This is a genomic window from Clostridium neonatale (assembly GCF_001458595.1).
In the GTDB taxonomy this organism is placed as follows: domain Bacteria; phylum Bacillota; class Clostridia; order Clostridiales; family Clostridiaceae; genus Clostridium; species Clostridium neonatale.
In genome coordinates this window covers 2413611-2429919 of the sequence record NZ_LN890328.1, presented here as the reverse complement: position 1 = coordinate 2429919, position 16309 = coordinate 2413611, and the positions used below count along the sequence as shown (strand labels likewise).

14 protein-coding genes are annotated in these 16309 nt (G+C 27.9%); 13 read left to right on the top strand and 1 reads right to left on the bottom strand.

Annotated elements, in window-relative coordinates; genetic code table 11:
* The 10 genes from flhF to BN2920_RS17825 all read left to right on the top strand — a co-directional run bounded on the left by flhF (position 1) and on the right by BN2920_RS17825 (position 10556).
* Positions 1–1278 carry a flagellar biosynthesis GTPase FlhF gene (gene flhF / locus BN2920_RS17865; RefSeq protein ID WP_058296326.1) on the top strand — a complete coding sequence of 426 codons (1278 nt, stop codon included), beginning with the start codon at positions 1–3 and terminating at the stop codon, positions 1276–1278.
* On the top strand, positions 1272–2141 hold the full coding sequence (locus tag BN2920_RS17860) for a MinD/ParA family protein (protein WP_058296325.1): 870 nt from the start codon (positions 1272–1274) through the stop codon (positions 2139–2141). The genes flhF and BN2920_RS17860 overlap by 7 nt, the downstream gene beginning before the upstream one ends.
* Before the next feature lie 11 nt (positions 2142–2152).
* The gene (locus BN2920_RS17855; protein ID WP_058296324.1) at positions 2153–2794 is read left to right on the top strand and encodes a flagellar brake protein; all 642 of its coding nucleotides are present in this window, start codon (positions 2153–2155) and stop codon (positions 2792–2794) included.
* 27 nt (positions 2795–2821) lie between these two features.
* Complete coding sequence (locus tag BN2920_RS17850; protein ID WP_058296323.1) at positions 2822–3550, top strand: FliA/WhiG family RNA polymerase sigma factor; 729 nt, start codon at positions 2822–2824, stop codon at positions 3548–3550.
* A gap of 34 nt (positions 3551–3584) precedes the next feature.
* A complete protein-coding gene (locus tag BN2920_RS17845; RefSeq protein WP_058296322.1) occupies positions 3585–4040 on the top strand; it encodes a hypothetical protein in 456 nt (151 codons plus the stop codon).
* Between the two features lie 35 nt (positions 4041–4075).
* On the top strand, positions 4076–4237 hold the full coding sequence (locus BN2920_RS21875) for a hypothetical protein (protein ID WP_172437917.1): 162 nt from the start codon (positions 4076–4078) through the stop codon (positions 4235–4237).
* The gene (locus BN2920_RS17840; RefSeq protein WP_058296321.1) at positions 4234–5004 is read left to right on the top strand and encodes a flagellar hook-basal body complex protein; all 771 of its coding nucleotides are present in this window, start codon (positions 4234–4236) and stop codon (positions 5002–5004) included. Before BN2920_RS21875 ends, BN2920_RS17840 begins: the two co-directional genes overlap by 4 nt.
* A gap of 12 nt (positions 5005–5016) precedes the next feature.
* Positions 5017–5784: a flagellar hook-basal body complex protein gene (locus BN2920_RS17835; RefSeq protein ID WP_058296320.1), complete on the top strand. Its 768-nt coding sequence runs from the start codon at positions 5017–5019 to the stop codon at positions 5782–5784.
* A 201-nt stretch (positions 5785–5985) separates the two neighbouring features.
* Positions 5986–7632: a putative manganese-dependent inorganic diphosphatase gene (locus BN2920_RS17830; protein ID WP_058296319.1), complete on the top strand. Its 1647-nt coding sequence runs from the start codon at positions 5986–5988 to the stop codon at positions 7630–7632.
* A gap of 329 nt (positions 7633–7961) precedes the next feature.
* The gene (locus tag BN2920_RS17825) at positions 7962–10556 is read left to right on the top strand and encodes a calcium-translocating P-type ATPase, PMCA-type (protein WP_083498853.1); all 2595 of its coding nucleotides are present in this window, start codon (positions 7962–7964) and stop codon (positions 10554–10556) included.
* Between the two features lie 250 nt (positions 10557–10806).
* Here the strand turns inward: BN2920_RS17825 and BN2920_RS17820 are convergent, their stop codons facing one another.
* Positions 10807–11238: a hypothetical protein gene (locus BN2920_RS17820; RefSeq protein WP_058296317.1), complete on the bottom strand. Its 432-nt coding sequence runs from the start codon at positions 11236–11238 to the stop codon at positions 10807–10809.
* 298 nt (positions 11239–11536) lie between these two features.
* Here BN2920_RS17820 and BN2920_RS17815 point away from each other — a divergent pair, with 298 nt between their 5' ends.
* From BN2920_RS17815 to BN2920_RS17805, 3 genes are all read left to right on the top strand, one after another.
* A complete protein-coding gene (locus tag BN2920_RS17815) occupies positions 11537–12490 on the top strand; it encodes a DUF4003 family protein (RefSeq protein WP_058296316.1) in 954 nt (317 codons plus the stop codon).
* 70 nt (positions 12491–12560) lie between these two features.
* Positions 12561–13604 (top strand): DNA polymerase IV, encoded by a 1044-nt coding sequence (locus BN2920_RS17810; protein WP_058296315.1) that lies wholly within the window; start codon positions 12561–12563, stop codon positions 13602–13604.
* Positions 13605–13773: 169 nt separating this feature from the next.
* On the top strand, positions 13774–16086 hold the full coding sequence (locus BN2920_RS17805) for an AAA family ATPase (RefSeq protein ID WP_058296314.1): 2313 nt from the start codon (positions 13774–13776) through the stop codon (positions 16084–16086).
* The last annotated feature ends 223 nt before the right edge of the window (positions 16087–16309 follow it).

Sequence of the window (16309 nt, the reverse complement as noted above, 5' to 3'; positions counted from 1 at the left end):
ATGATTATCAAAAAGTATGTTGTTAAGGATATTAATGAAGCATTAGCTAGAATTAAATATGAAATGGGAAAAGATGCGATAATAATAAGCCAAAGAAAAATAAGGAAAAATGGATTTTTAGGGTTATTTTCTGGGAAATTAATTGAAGTAACTGCTGCTGTAGAAAATATTGAGAAAGAAGCAGCAAATGATGTTAGAAAAGAAAATAAAGATATAGAAGAAGAGAATGACTTTAGAAAGTCAATTGAAGATATAAAGAAAATCATGGAAAAAGAGCAGTTACTATCAGAAAATAAAAAATTAGAAGAAAATAAGAAAGAATTATCTTTGATGGAAAAAAGGATTTTAGAGCATAATAAAAAGTTTCTGGAAGAATCAAATGATAACAATTCTAATGATTATTTGAAAAAAGAAGATGAAGGTGTAGAAACTGTTAGAAAAGAAGTGAATGAATTAAAAAATCTCATAAATAAAGTAATTGAAAATACATCAAAAGATGAGATAGCAGTTACAGTGGATGAAAATAGTGAAATTAAAGAAAAATTAGAAGAGCTTGATATTGATGAAAGTTTATATAATGAGATAATTTCTGAGATTAATGAAAGCATAAAAGATGATGAGAATGTAGATGAAGTTTTAAGAGATATTTTTGAAAGAGATATATTAGTATCGTCTAAGAATTTAAATGGAAAAGTGGTTTTGGTTGGACCAACTGGAGTTGGAAAAACAACTACTATAGCTAAGCTTGCAGGAAGATTAGCTCTCGTTGAAAAAAAGAGAGTAGGATTAATAACGGTAGATACATATAGAATAGGAGCTATAGAACAACTTAAAACTTATGCAGAAATAATGAATATTCCATTTAAAGTTGTAATTACTACAAAAGAAATGGAACAGGCTATAACAGAAATGGAAGATTGTGATGTGGTTTTAATAGATACTACAGGAAGAAGTAGTAAAAATACAATGCAGATTTCAGAACTTAGAGCATTTGTTCAAAAAGCTAATCCGGATATTGTGAATATGGTAATAAGTGCAACAACTAAAAATAAGGATATTAAAACAATTTTAAAAGGTTATTCTGAATTAAATTATAATAATGTCATTATAACTAAACTAGATGAGACAACATCATATGGATGTTTATATAATATAGCTAAATTTTCTAATAAGCCTATAAATTACATAACAGTAGGTCAGAATGTACCAGATGATATAAAGGTACCAACAAAAGAAGACATTACGAGATTTATTTTAGGAGAGGAAACTTTATGTTAGATCAAGCTGAATCATTGAGAAATTTAGTAAATAATAAAGATGATAAATCGGATAATAAAGGAAGGTCTCCAAGAAAAATTATTACTGTCACATCTGGAAAGGGTGGAGTTGGAAAAAGTAATTTTGTGGTTAATTTGGCAGTGGCACTACAAAAAAGTGGTAAAAAAGTATTGATTTTTGATGCAGATTTAGGAATGGGAAATGACGATGTATTATTAGGCTTATATCCTAAATATAATATATTTGATATTGTATTTACTACTAAGAAAATAGACGATATAATTATAGAAGGACCATGCGGAATTCATCTGATACCTGGTGGGTCTGGTTTAAACAAAGTTCAAGAATTAAGTGATAAAGAAAGAGAATTGTTTTTAAATGAATTGGAGAATATAGGAGAATATGATTATTTATTATTAGATACGGGGGCAGGAGTAAGTAAGGATATACTAGCATTTATTTCCGCCAGTGAAGAACTAATAGTAATAACAACACCAGAACCAACTTCATTGACAGATGCATATAGCTTAATAAAGGTTACTGATCATTTTAAACTAAAAACAAAAGTGAAAATTGTAGTAAATAAAGCTTTTACAAAAGAAGAGGGGGAAGAAACATTCAATAAAATGCTTAGAGCTGTTAGTAGGTTTTTAAAAATAGAAGTAGAGTATTTAGGGTATATTTTAGATGATCGAAAATTAGTACAAAGTGTACGAGCTCAGAAGCCATTTATATTATTGTATCCTAATTGTGATGCAGCTAAAAACGTGGAAAGTATAGCTAAAAAAATTAGTGGAGAGAGTGGTAGTTCATCTGAAAATGTGAAAGGTTTATTTAAAAAAATATTAAGTGCATTTTCGTAGGAGGGGTTGTAGTGGTAAATTTAGATCTGAAAGTTAATAGTAGGATAGAAGTTGTAGCTGATGAAAAATCTTATAAGGCTTTAATAATTGACATCGAAGACGATAATATAAAAATAAATATACCTGTACGCAATGATGAATATTTGATGTTATATAAAGATGATAAAATAGAGATTAATTCATATTTGGATGACGGAAAATGTTTTAATTATTATTGCAACGTAATATCAAAAGGAAAAGATAATAATGTAATATATTATAAATTAACATTACCTTATGATGTTAGAAGAATACAAAGAAGAAATTTTTTTAGAGTAAATCTATTAGAAGAGGTTACCTACAAAAATATAACTAATAAAACAGAGAAAGAAATTGAAGAACTACCATATAAAAGTGGGATTATGATTGATTTAAGTGGTGGTGGTCTGAAAGTAAGAACAAAAGAAAAATTAAAAGGTAATGATATAATAGTCATGAGAATAAAGATGACTGGTATTGAGGTAAAATTAAAGGGACAAATAGTTAGAATAGAAACATCTATTGATAATAATTTTTTATATGGTGTTAAATTCTTAGATATAACTGAGATGGAATCAGACAAAATAATAAGAGAATTATTTGAAATAATGAGAAAGCAAAGGGCGAATATATAGATTGTGTATGGGTGAGGGGGTAATGATATGAATATGGTGAAAGAGATTGATGGAAAAAAACAGATAGTAGAAGAGTATATTCCATTAGTAAAATATATTGCCTCTAGAGTTATGTTCGAAAAGAATAAGTACATGGAATATGAGGATTTGGTAAGTTATGGAATGATTGGACTTATGGATGCAATAAAGAAGTATGATAGCACCAAGGGCATGAAATTTTCTTCTTATGCATCAATTAGAATAAAAGGTTCAATGATAGATGAACTTAGAAAGAATAGGCCAATATCTAAAGGAGCTATGGACAAGCTTAATAAATACAATAAATCCATAGATGAATTACAATTGAGGCTACTTAGGGAACCAAATAACAAAGAAATAGCTGATTATATGGGAATAACAACAAATGAAGTTGCTGAAATAGAAAATTATATAAACTATATTTCTATGATATCATTAGAAAATGTAATTTTTTCAGAAGATGAAGATATGAATCTCATGGGAATTATAGAGGATAAAAATAGTCCAAGTCCTGATTCACTTTTACAAGAAAAAGAGCAACTGGAGATATTAACTAAAGCAATTGAATTACTTAAAGAAAAAGATAGAACAATATTAAATCTTTATTATTATGAGGGATTAACACTAAAAGAAATCGGTACAGTATTAAGTGTATCAGAATCACGTGTTTGTCAATTGCATAGTAGAGCAATCAAAAATTTAAGAGATTGTATGAAAAGACTACATTACATAGATTAAGTTTAATTATATAATGTAAAATGAGGGATGCATTATGCCAGTAATTTTAATTCTTATAGGATTTATTTTTATAGTTTATAGTTATATATCTATGAAGAAAGAAAAGAATTTAGACATAAATGATGATAAAAAAGAAGATAATTCATTTAAGAGCATATTAAGGAATAATGAAAGGGATCTTTCAGATTACAAATTTGAACTTGGAGTCTTAAGAAAAGACATAGGTGAGAGCTTGAATGAATTGCAACAAGAAATATTGGAAATAAAAAAAGCTTTAAATCTTTTTAATGAAAAAGATTTAATAAATGAAGATAGATATGATACTAAAGTACATAATAGTATAAACGAAAATTATTATAAGGAAAGTAGCAAAGCTTCAAATATACGAGAGCTTTTAAAAGATGGGTTAACAGATGAAGAAATTAGTGAAAAATTATCTGTTACCAAGGGGGAGATACTATTAGTAAAAGGTTTATACAATCAAAAATAAGGAAATTAGAGTTTTTTAAAGATAATAAAATCTTAATGGGAATAGGAATAGGTTTGATTTTAGGTGTTATATTAATGTTTAATTATCATTATAAAAATTCCCTTTCAGATTATGAGATAGAACAGAGAGCTAGAGAATTAGGAATGGTTTATGAAAATGAGGTAAAGGCAATAATAAAAGGAGTTGATGAAAAGTGATAAGAGGTTTGTATACTTCGGTATCAGGGTTAATAACTTTACAAAATGAACAAGAAACGGTAACTAACAACATAGCAAATGTTAATAATAATGGTTTTAAGTCATCAGTATTGACTAAGCAAAATTTTAAAGATGTATTGATTGCAAATAGACAAAAAGTAGTTGGAAATAAAAATGTACAAAATGAAATTGGAAATTTAAGTTTAGGCGTAATGACAGATGATGTAAAGACTATTTTTACCCAAGGTTCATTTAAAGCAACAGATAACATGACTGATTTTGGAATTGATGGAAGAGGATTTTTTGTGGCACAAAATGGAAATCAACAAGTATATACAAGGGATGGTAATTTTAAAATAAACAATCAAGGATATTTAATAACAAGTGATGGATCTAGTGTACTTGGAAGAAATCTTGCAACGAATGCAATTGAGCCCATATACATAGGAGATAATGAATTTTCTTTAGATGGAGAAAATAACATTGATATTAATGGAATAGGAACAACTCATAAGCTACTAACAGCTGATTTTCAAAATTATGATTCACTTGAAGTTTTAGGAGAAAATTATATTACATCTGATCCACCAATATATGATGCACAAGTAAAGGTTAGACAGTTTGTTGTTGAAAATTCAAATGTTGATGCTACAGAGCAAATGACAAAACTTATTGAAATTAAAAGACAATTTGAAACTAATCAAAAATTTGTAAAAATGCAGGATGAAACATTAGAAAAGGCTGCTAATCAAATTGGACGTGTATAGGAGGTAATGTAGATGTTTAATGTTTTCGCTACAGCTAAAAGTGGAATGAACGCATATCAAGAGAAATTAGATTATTTATCAAATGATTTAGTTAATAGTACAACAACAGGATATAAAAGTACAGATGTAGGTTTTAAAGATCTTTTAACTGAAACTTTAGATAGAAAAGGCACACCAGTAAATGATAAAACAGCAGTAAATGGTACAGGAGTTAGGCTTGGAATGAATTATGTCAAGGACAAGCAAGGAAATTTGATAACTACTGGAAATAATACAGATCTAGCTATAGATGGAAAAGGATATTTTGCAGCATATCAATCAGATGGAAGTATAGCATACACAAGGGATGGTAGTTTTAAGATTGATGCTCAAGGAGATTTAGTAGATTCAAGTGGTAATAGAGTGGTTATAAATTATGAACCAGGATTTGCACAAAGAAACCCTGAACTTAAATCAGAAGATTTATCTATAGATCAAGAAGGCGGAATAAGCATGATGATAGATAATCAATCTGTAAAGATAGGTACTATACCTGTTTTCACTGCAATTGGAGATAAAAGTTTTATTCAAATAGGAAATAACTATTACACTCCAAGCGATGATGCTGAGGTTACACTAAGTACAGATTATGATGTGAGACAAGGATTTTTAGAATCATCTAATGTTGATTCTGGCGAAACATTTACAGAAGTGATTTTATCACAGAGAGCATTCCAATTAAGCTCAAAAGCGATGACTGTTGCTGATGATTTATGGGGCATGATAAATGGTATGAGATAAGTATAATATTTATTAATGATTAATAAAAAAATAAAGGCTATGCCTTTATTTTTTTTATAAAAGATACTATAATATAATGTTGGATAAAATGTATTATAATAGCGAAAAATAGCTTTACATAATACAATTTTACAAGTACAATTAATTATGTGTTGATTATGTAAATACATAAAATGGAATATATCGTAAGGAGGGACTATTTTGAAGGATTTAGTTTATGTAACTGGTCATAAGAATCCAGATTCAGATTCTATTTGCTCTGCATTTTCTTATTCAGAGTTTAAGAAAAAAACAACTAATCTTCCAGTTATACCAGTAAGATTAGGAGATGTTAGTCAAGAAACAAAATTTATTTTAGATTACTTTGGTGTAGAAGCTCCACAATTATTGGAAACAGTTAAATTAAAAGTGGAAGATTTAGAAATAGATAATATTGAACCAGTACTACCAGAATTATCATTAAAAAATGCGTGGAATATAATGAGAGATAATCATCTTAAATCATTGCCAGTAGTTGGGAAAAATAAGAGATTAAAGGGAATTCTTTCAATTTCAAACCTAACTTCTTCTTTTATGGATATTTTAGATAATAAAATTTTATCTAAAAGCAATACATCTATAGAAAATATACTAGATACCCTTGAAGCTAAATCTCTATATATAAATGATTCGTGTAAGACATTTAAAGGAAAAATTGCAGTTACTGCAATGCAGCCTGAAAGTTTAAAAGAAATAGTTGATGAAGGTGATGTTGTACTTGTTGGAGATAGACCAGAAGTTCAACAAGCTTTAATTGATATTAAGATATCATTAATGATAATAACAGGTTCTCATGAACTTACTTCGGAGTTACTTGAAAAAGCTAAAGCTAATGGTGTAACAGTAATAAGCACACCATATGATTCATTTACTGCATCAAGATTATTACTTCAAAGTATTCCAGTAGGGTATGTAATGGCAACAGATAACTTAATTTCTTTCTCTACAGATGAATTAGTTGATGATATAAAAAGTGTAATGGCTGAAACAAGATATCATAGCTATCCAGTAACTGATGAAGATGGAAAAGTTATTGGTACAATTTCTAGATATCATTTAATTTCAAATCATAAGAAAAAGGTTATTTTAATGGATCACAATGAAAAAGGTCAATCTGTTGATGGAATAGAAGAAGCTGAAGTTCTTGAAGTTATTGATCACCATAGAGTTGCAGACTTCCAAACAAATAATCCATTATTCTTTAGAAGTGAGCCAATAGGAAGTACATCTACTATAGTAGCTAAATGCTTCTTTGAAAGAGAAATTCAACCATCTAAAGAAGCTGCTGGACTATTATGTGGAGCTATAATTTCAGATACATTATTCTTTAGAAGTCCAACATGTACAGAACAAGATAAAGAAATATGCTTAAAGCTTGCTGAAATGGCTGGAATTAAAGATGTAGAAGAATTTGCTACAGAAATGTTTAAAGCAGGTACTTCTTTAAAAGGTAAAACTGTAGAAGAAATATTTAATCAAGACTTCAAACCTTTTAAAATGGGTAATGTTAAAGTTGGAGTGGCACAAGTTAATACTATGGATATAGATGGATTTATGCCTCTAAAAGATGAGATGTTAGGATACATGAATTCAAAAGCTGAAAAAGATAACTATGATACAGTAATGCTTCTTTTAACAGATATTTTAAAAGAAGGTTCTCAAATATTAGTTGCAGGTAATAGACCTGATTACGTTGAAGCTACATTTAATGTTAAACTTGAAGATTCAATGGCATTTTTACCAGGTGTCTTATCTAGAAAGAAACAAGTAATTCCACCATTAACTTCGGCTGTTAATTCAATGAAATAATTAAATAGATTTTTAAATAAAATAGAATCAGGATTAAACAATAATCTCGATTCTATTTTATTTATATTACTTTAATATAATAGAGTTTTGCTAACGCATTTTTTCAAGATTTTAAAATATCCTAATTGTGCTGAGGCACTTTTTTTATATGTGAAAAGATTTTAATTGCAGCATAGCTGCTTTTTTTATATGTGAGAAGATCCTAATTGCAGGATAGCTGCTTTTTTTATATGTGAGAAGATCTTAATTGCAGCATAGCTGCTTTTTCAAAATGTGAAAAGATCCTAATTGCAGCATAGCTGCTTTTAAAAAGGTGCATAACTTTTAAAATGAAAAATATATATAGTATATATAGCTTTATATGGGAGGAGAAAGTTGTGATACAGGAAAAAGAGCTTATTAGTGGCCTTAGCACAAAAGAAGCAGAAAGAAGAATAGAGCAGTTCGGTCTTAATGAATTACAGCATAAAGAAAAAACATCTGTAATGAAAATATTTTTATCTCAGTTTAATGATTTTATTGTTTGGGTTTTAATTGCTGCAACGATAATTTCGGGAATTATAGGAGATAAGGCAGATGCACTAACTATACTTATAATTGTTATTATTAATGCAATTTTAGGATTTGTGCAGGAATTCAGAACAGAAAAATCATTAGAAGCATTAAAAGAATTAGCCGCACCTACTTGTAAGGTGTTAAGAGATTCTAGTATAAAGATTATAAACTCCATATATCTAACAATAGGAGACATAGTAATATTGGAAGCAGGTGATAGAATTCCAGCAGATGGAGATTTCGTTGAAAGTTCTGGATTAGTAATAGATGAATCTTTGCTTACAGGAGAATCTGTTGGAGTAAATAAAGAATCACATAGCAAAAATAGTACAGGATTTATGGGAACAACAATCGTAAAAGGTAAGGGGATTTTAAAAGTAAATAGTATTGGGATGAAAACTGAAATGGGCAAAATAGCTCATTTACTTCAAAATATAGAAGAAGAAAAATCACCACTTAATCAAAGGTTGGATTCATTAGGGAAAGTTCTAGTTGTTATATGTTTAGTTATATGTGCGATGGTTACCGTTATGGGGATAATAAGGGGAAATGACATAACAGAAATGTTCTTACTAGGAGTAAGTCTTGCTGTTGCAGCAATACCAGAAGGATTGGCAGCTATAGTAACAGTTGCATTAGCTTTAGGTGTTTCTAGGATGCTTAAAAGAAATGCACTAGTAAGAAAATTGCCAGCAGTTGAAACATTAGGCTGCACATCAGTAATTTGTTCAGATAAAACAGGAACATTAACTCAAAATAAAATGACAGTAAAAGAAGTTTATTTAAATGGAAAAATAACAGACATAGAAAAAGATAACCTTACTGATTATACAAAGCTTATGAAATGTTTAGTATATTGCAATGACTGTAACTATGACTTTACTAAAAAGAAAATGAGTGAAACCTTGCATGGTGACCCCACAGAGTTAGCACTTATTAATATGTTTTTCAAAGATGTGCCAAAACTTGAGGAGTATATTTCAAAAGTTCATAGAGTATATGATATTCCTTTTGATTCAACAAGAAAAATGATGTCAGTTATAATGAATGAAAATGGAAAAGAAACTTGCTATGTTAAAGGAGCTCCGGAAAGATTATTAGATAGATGTAATTATATATTGGAAAATAATAAGATTAAGCCATTCACATATCAAAAGAAAAAGCAAGTTATGGACTTTATTTCTGCTATGTCTTCTAGAGCTCTTAGATGTTTAGCAGCAGCTTATAAAGAGGAAAATTTGTCAAAGAATTCTAAACTAGAAGAAAACTTAATATTTATAGGGGTAACAGGAAGCATAGATCCGCCAAGGAAAGAAGCTGGAGAGGCAGTTCTTAAATGTAAACTTGCTGGAATAAAGCCAATCATGATAACAGGAGATCATCAAAACACTGCACTTGCAATTGCAAAATCTTTAAATATATGTAATAATGACTCACAAGTTATGACTGGTGAACAGATTGAGAATATAGATGATAAGGAATTAGAGGAAAAAGTAAATAAAATACGTGTATTTGCTAGAGTTTCACCAAGTCATAAATTAAGAATTGTAAGGGCATTTAAGAAAAACAAAAATGTCGTAGCAATGACTGGAGACGGGGTAAATGATGCACCAGCAATAAAAGAAGCAGATATAGGAATTGCCATGGGTATATCTGGAACAGATGTAACTAAAGAAGCATCATCAATGATTCTTATGGACGATGATTTTTCAACAATAGTAGCGGCTGTTGAAGAAGGGAGAATAATTTATGATAATATAAGAAAATTCATAAGATATTTATTGTCTTGTAATTTAGGTGAAGTGCTTACAATGTTCTTAGCAACAGTTTTTTATTTACCTAATCCTTTAAGCCCTATACAAATTCTTTTGGTCAATTTGGCAACCGATGGACTTCCAGCAATTGCTTTAGGTGTAGATCCTGCTGATAGTGATATAATGAGGCAAATGCCAAGAGCAAAGAATGAAAGTATATTTGCGAGAGGATTAGTTGAAAAAATAGTGGTTAGAGGAACATTAATTGGATTATGTACATTATTAGCATTTATGGTTGGTAGATATTATAGAATGGATTTAGAAACTTGTAGGACTTTAGCATTATGTACATTAGTTATGTCTCAACTTATCCATGTTTTTGAGTGCAGATCAGAAAGACATTCTATATTTGAGATAAAATTATTTACAAATATGTGGTTAGTTGGAGCAGTGCTTGTTTCTATAATCTTAATATGTTTAGTATTATATGTGCCATTTTTAAGAGAAATATTCCATACTGTAGCGTTAAATTTAAAACAATGGTTAATTGTATTATTTTTCTCAGGAATAATAGCACTTATTAATAGTGTATATCTACTAGTAAAGTCAAAATAATGTAAATAAAATATGAATAAAAATGACATAAATAAATGGAATGTATAGAATAAATTAAGGAAACTCCTATTCACCTTCGTTCATAGGAGGGCTATACTGCTAAGTTCGTACCTCACTAATCATTATATGCCTATGAGAGAAATGCTAATATTATATTAAAGTGCTATATTATACTATTGCAAATAAAAAATCCCCTTTTGGGGATTTTTTATAAATAATTGTGAATCATGCATTATGAATTGTGAAATGCCTAACGTCTCATCATATTTGATTGTTGTTGACGTACCTTTTTTATTTGGCTATGGTCTACAGGAACCAAGTCTTTCTTAGTTGTAAGATTTAATAAATTCATAATTTGAACTTCTTGAGAATTTTCTTTTTTGCTGTCCTTTTCTCCATTAACTCCCATGATCATAACTTTATGACCTTGTTTTACAGTTATAAACTCAGGTTTTTTAAACCATCTATTTTTCTTATACCAGCATTTAACAACTTTCTTACCAACTTCAGGTTTTACAATTATTTCAGCTGTTAACTTATGAAATATTAAATAACTTTTTTCAATTAATTTTACAGATAAAATTGTCCCAGAAACACTAGTTATTCTGTCGCCATACTTTTGCATGTAAGCATCTTGAAAGTATTTTCCCATCTTTCCGCTTAACTTATCTTTAAAGCCCATAATCATTTACTCCTTTGCATAAATATATGGATAACAATCCTATTATACTAATAATATCATCTTATTATACCACAATATTTAATTAAAGAATACTATTGATAATAATAGTATTGTGCTTATGCCTTTTGTTTTATAAAAAGATTTCTCGTCATATGTTTGTCATAATAATACTGTAATATATTTAAGTGAAGATTACATGAGAAAAAGTTATAAAATATATTAATATATAAGTTATTATATATTTTATTATATAGTATAATTATATATGTATTTATGTACTAAAGGGGAGAAATTTATCATGGATAATAGTATAAAGGAAATTTGTGATATAATTATAGAAAATTATAGATATGCAATTTACAACTTAAGATACGATGGAGATTATATAAATCATTTTGGTGCACTTACCAGTGGATATAAGAGAATGAAAATTGAAGATAATAGGGTAAAAGCAATTAGAAGCTTGATAAAAAGAAGAACAATGAATATGTCACCTTTTAGGGGAGATATTCTTTACATATTATCATTTTTATTAGTTGAAAATGATTTAGATACTGAAAAATTTGTTGATGAATTATTAGATACATTTAATGAACTTGTAGAAGAAAACTTTATTGAATGCGGGCATTTAGTAATAGCAGCTTATGCAATAACTAAATATGGAGATAAAAAAGAAAGAAAAATAATATGTAAACGAATGAAATATATATTTAACATAATAAAACAAAAATATGGTTCATGTACAAAACAAGATGATTATGTTTTATGTGCATTACTTTCATTAGAAAATGTTAAATATAATGATATATATGAAAAAATGGACAACATATTTGATTATTTCAAGAAACTGGATTTATTTAACAAAAATGAACTTCAGGGATTAACAAATTCAATTCTATTAAATAATGCTGAAGAATTAATAGAACCAATATCAAAGCTGATAATAAAGCTGGAAGAGAATGATTTAAAAATTGGAAATCAATTTTTACAGCTTGTAGGTTTCTTTGATAATGAATATAATATTGATAATACTATATATAAAATCAAAGAAATTTTAAAATATTTATCTAATGAAGAAACTGAATATTACTATTATATAGATAAAGATTTTAGAAATATGATTGCAGTAGTAATTGTATTTATGTATAATAATAAAAAAGATGTTAAGTATGTAGATGAAATTTTAGCATTTGGAGTTTATTCATTTTTAGTTAGTAAAAATCAAGGAATATTGAATGAAGTACTTGCATAAATATGTGAAGTTTTGAAGAAATTCTAAATGAATTTCTTCTTTTTATTTATAAGGGAAGGTAGGAATTTAAATGAAAAATAATATACTTCATGTAGATATGGATGCCTTCTTTGCATCTGTCGAACAGAGGGATAATCCAAATCTTAAAGGTAAACCTGTAATTGTTGGTGGAAATAGCGAAAGAGGTGTAGTATCAACATGTTCATATGAAGCAAGAAAATTTGGAGTACATTCAGCAATGCCAATTTTTATTGCGAAAGAAAAGTGTCCGACAGGTGTATATATTTCGGGCAGATACGGCAGATACGTTCAAATTTCCCAGGAAATATTTAAAATATTTAATGAAGTAACACCTTTGGTTGAATCTGTTTCTATAGATGAAGCATATCTTGACTTAAGCCAAGGAAAGATAAAAAATGGTATGGAAGCAGCGAGATATATAAAAAATAGAGTATTTAAAGAATTAAATTTAACTCTATCAATAGGAATATCTTATAATAAATTTTTAGCAAAGCTTGCTTCTGACTGGAACAAACCAAATGGAATAAAGGAAATAAGCAGAGATATGCTTCCGGAAGTTTTATTTCAGTTAAAAATAGATAGAATTCATGGTCTTGGAAAAATATCAGTAAGTAAACTAAATAACATGGGAATATATTATGTTAAAGATTTATATAAAATGCCAAGAGAGTTTTTTGTAGAGTATTTGGGCAAAAATGGAGTTGATATATATGAGAGAATTAGAGGTGTAGATTTAAGAAAAATAGAATTAGAACATGAACGTAAATCTATAGGTAAAGAGAGAACGCTAAAATTTAACACGAATAATAAGGAAGAGCTATTAGAATTTCTTAGAGAATTCTCATATGAAATAGAAGATTATCTATTAAGAAAAAATGTTATGGCAAAGACGATAACCTTAAAATATAAAACTGAAAATTTTGAAAATCATACTAGAAGCAAAACATTAAATAAATATATATCTAATAATAAAGAAATTTATGAAGTAGCAAAAGAACTTTTAGAAGCAGAAAAATTACGAATGGTCAGGTTAATAGGATTAAGTGCGTCATCATTTAAAGAAAATGAAGTAGAGCAAATAAGCTTATTTTAATTATTATATATATTTAAGAAAAAAGTATATCTAAATTACCTCTTAAAGAATATTAATATTAATAGAAGGTATTTAAAAATATTATATATACCTAAAATTTGAATAAGGAGGTAACTGCTTTGTAGTGTTTGATGTAATTTACAATTATAACTTCAAAGTGGGATGATATATGAAGAAAGAGTTAACTCCAAAAGAAATAATTTTTTGCACTTCGTGTGAGAATACAATGAAGAAATTAAATGATGACGTATCATCTAAAAAGTATATAGGTTTTGATAAAATAAAAAAGGCTTTAAATATTAAAAAAGATGGGTTCAATATATATTATGTTGATTCATTTTCAAAAGAAAAAGTTGAAGTATTAGCAGAACAAATTTCTGAAATTTATAAAGAAAAAGAAGCACCAAAAGATATTTGTTATGTTACAAATCAGGATTCCACATCACCTAAAATTATATTCCTAAAAAATGGAAAAGGGGTTTTACTAAAAGATTTACTAGAAGAAGTGAAAAAGAAGTACTTGTATGACATAAATGAATTTTATAGTAGTTCATCTATTGAGGAAAAAGAATCTATAATTGAGAATATAAATGAAGAAAGAAATAATTATATAACAAAGCTTATGCAAATGGCAAAAGTAGAGAATTTTGATGTGAAGTCTACTAGTGGAGGATTTATATTTATTCCATTAAAAGATGGCGGAAATGAAATGACACAGGAAGAATACGACAATTTAGAAGAGGATACTCAAGAAGTTATAGAGAAGCAGGCTTCAAAACTAAAAATTCAAGCAGAAGAAATTTTAGAAAAGCTAAAGGACATAGAAAATCTATCTATAGAAAAATTAAAAATAATATATAGAGACTATTTAAAAGGTACTATGGAACAATACAAGGATGATTTGTTATTAGAATTTCTTACTGAAGATGATGTATATAGATATTTGATAGAAATGTTTGATTGTATTGATGATGAGATAGTGGATTGTTATACTATAAATCTTGAAGAAGACGAGGGGAAAATAAAAGAAATCCTTGATAAATATCAAGTTAATGTAATAGTAGACAATTTAAATATAGAACATCCTAGAGTTATTTATGAAGATGATCCTAGTTTAGCTAATCTGCTTGGGAATATAGAATATAGAAATCATAATGGTGAATATATAACTGATATGTCACTTATAACGGCAGGAAGTTTGGTTAAGGCTAATGAGGGATGTTTAATAGTGAGACTGACTTCATTAATAAACAGTGGAAATGGAATAAGCTATTATTATTTAAAGAAGGCTTTAATGCATGGACGAGTTGATTATAATTACTCAAAAAGTTATTTAGAAATGTTAGCTATTGCAGGATTAAAACCAGCTCCTATACCTATTGACGTTAAGGTTATATTAATTGGAGATTATGAAAGTTTTGAAGTATTATATGATAAAGATGAGGACTTCAAAAGAATTTTTCCAATTAGAATAGAAGTAGAAAGAAGACTACATTATGAAGAAGAAGCTCAGAATTATATAATATCTAATATAAGAAGAAAAATAGAGAATGATCGTTTATTAGAAATAAACAATGAAGGTATAAAAGAGATAATTAAGTTTTTAACAAGAATATCTGGAAGTAGAAATAAAATTTCAATAGATGATTATTATATTAATAGAGTTTTGTATTTAGCAGATAATAATGCAAAAATGAAAAAAAAGACATCTATCGATAAAGAAGATATACTAGAAGTAGCATATGAAGATGAAGAAATTTTAAAAGAAGTTATGGACAGCTATAAATATAGAAAAATATTAATAACTACAAGCGGAGAAAAAATTGGGATCGTTAATGGCTTAGCTGTAGTTGGAACTGAATTTTATAGTTTTGGTAAACCAATGAGAATAACATGTATTGCACTTCAAGGCAGTGGGAATATAATTGATATTCATAAAGAATGTAATATGAGTGGAAGTATTCATGAAAAGTCAATTAGTATATTGAGAGGAATTTTAAGTGCGCTAATAACTCCGTATGAAAAACTTCCAGTAGATTTTCAATTAAGCTTTGAGCAGACTTATGGAATGATTGATGGGGATAGTGCATCTGTTGCAGAAATTGTATGTATTTTATCTGCCTTAAGCAAAAGACCTATAAGACAGAATATAGCAGTAACGGGATCGATAAATCAATTTGGAGAAGTTCAGCCAATAGGTGGAGTGAATGAAAAGATAGAAGGATTTCATAGAGTTTGCAGTATTTTGGACACAGTAGACGGTAAGGGAGTTTTAATTCCTAGTTCCAATAAAAATGAGCTTATTTTAAAGTGTGATGTAGAAGATGATATTAAGAATAATAAATTTCATATTTATTCCATGGATACTTTGGAAGATGCACTTAGAGTTCTTATTTTTAATGAAGAAGATACCATGAAGAGTTTTCTAAAAGAAATTGAAGATGAAATTTCTAAATATAAAACAAGTAAAAGAAAAAAATAATAAAAATATATACTAGGCCAGATAAGAAAAAGTTACATCAAAATATTATTGATGTAGCTTTTTAATGTTTAAAAAATATTGATTAATTTTCGTAATAAAAAAATTGACTAGCAGTAAAATTATGTGTTAAAATATGGTAAAGATGATAAAAAATATAAAAATAAAGAGGGGAGGTAAGGGAATACCTTACAGATTAACATAAATTATTAAAGGTAATCTCATA

Excerpts from the sequence above, each read along its gene's own strand:
- BN2920_RS17835 (WP_058296320.1), top strand. The coding sequence starts at position 5,017 with ATGTTTAATGTTTTCGCTACAGCTAAAAGTGGAATGAACGCATATCAA.
- BN2920_RS17850 (WP_058296323.1), top strand. The coding sequence starts at position 2,822 with ATGAATATGGTGAAAGAGATTGATGGAAAAAAACAGATAGTAGAAGAG.
- BN2920_RS17805 (WP_058296314.1), top strand. The coding sequence starts at position 13,774 with ATGAAGAAAGAGTTAACTCCAAAAGAAATAATTTTTTGCACTTCGTGT.
- BN2920_RS17825 (WP_083498853.1), top strand. The coding sequence starts at position 7,962 with ATGAAAAATATATATAGTATATATAGCTTTATATGGGAGGAGAAAGTT.
- BN2920_RS17820 (WP_058296317.1), bottom strand. The coding sequence starts at position 11,238 with ATGGGCTTTAAAGATAAGTTAAGCGGAAAGATGGGAAAATACTTTCAA.
- BN2920_RS17810 (WP_058296315.1), top strand. The coding sequence starts at position 12,561 with ATGAAAAATAATATACTTCATGTAGATATGGATGCCTTCTTTGCATCT.
- BN2920_RS17860 (WP_058296325.1), top strand. The coding sequence starts at position 1,272 with ATGTTAGATCAAGCTGAATCATTGAGAAATTTAGTAAATAATAAAGAT.
- flhF (WP_058296326.1), top strand. The coding sequence starts at position 1 with ATGATTATCAAAAAGTATGTTGTTAAGGATATTAATGAAGCATTAGCT.
- BN2920_RS17815 (WP_058296316.1), top strand. The coding sequence starts at position 11,537 with ATGGATAATAGTATAAAGGAAATTTGTGATATAATTATAGAAAATTAT.
- BN2920_RS17845 (WP_058296322.1), top strand. The coding sequence starts at position 3,585 with ATGCCAGTAATTTTAATTCTTATAGGATTTATTTTTATAGTTTATAGT.
- BN2920_RS21875 (WP_172437917.1), top strand. The coding sequence starts at position 4,076 with ATGGGAATAGGAATAGGTTTGATTTTAGGTGTTATATTAATGTTTAAT.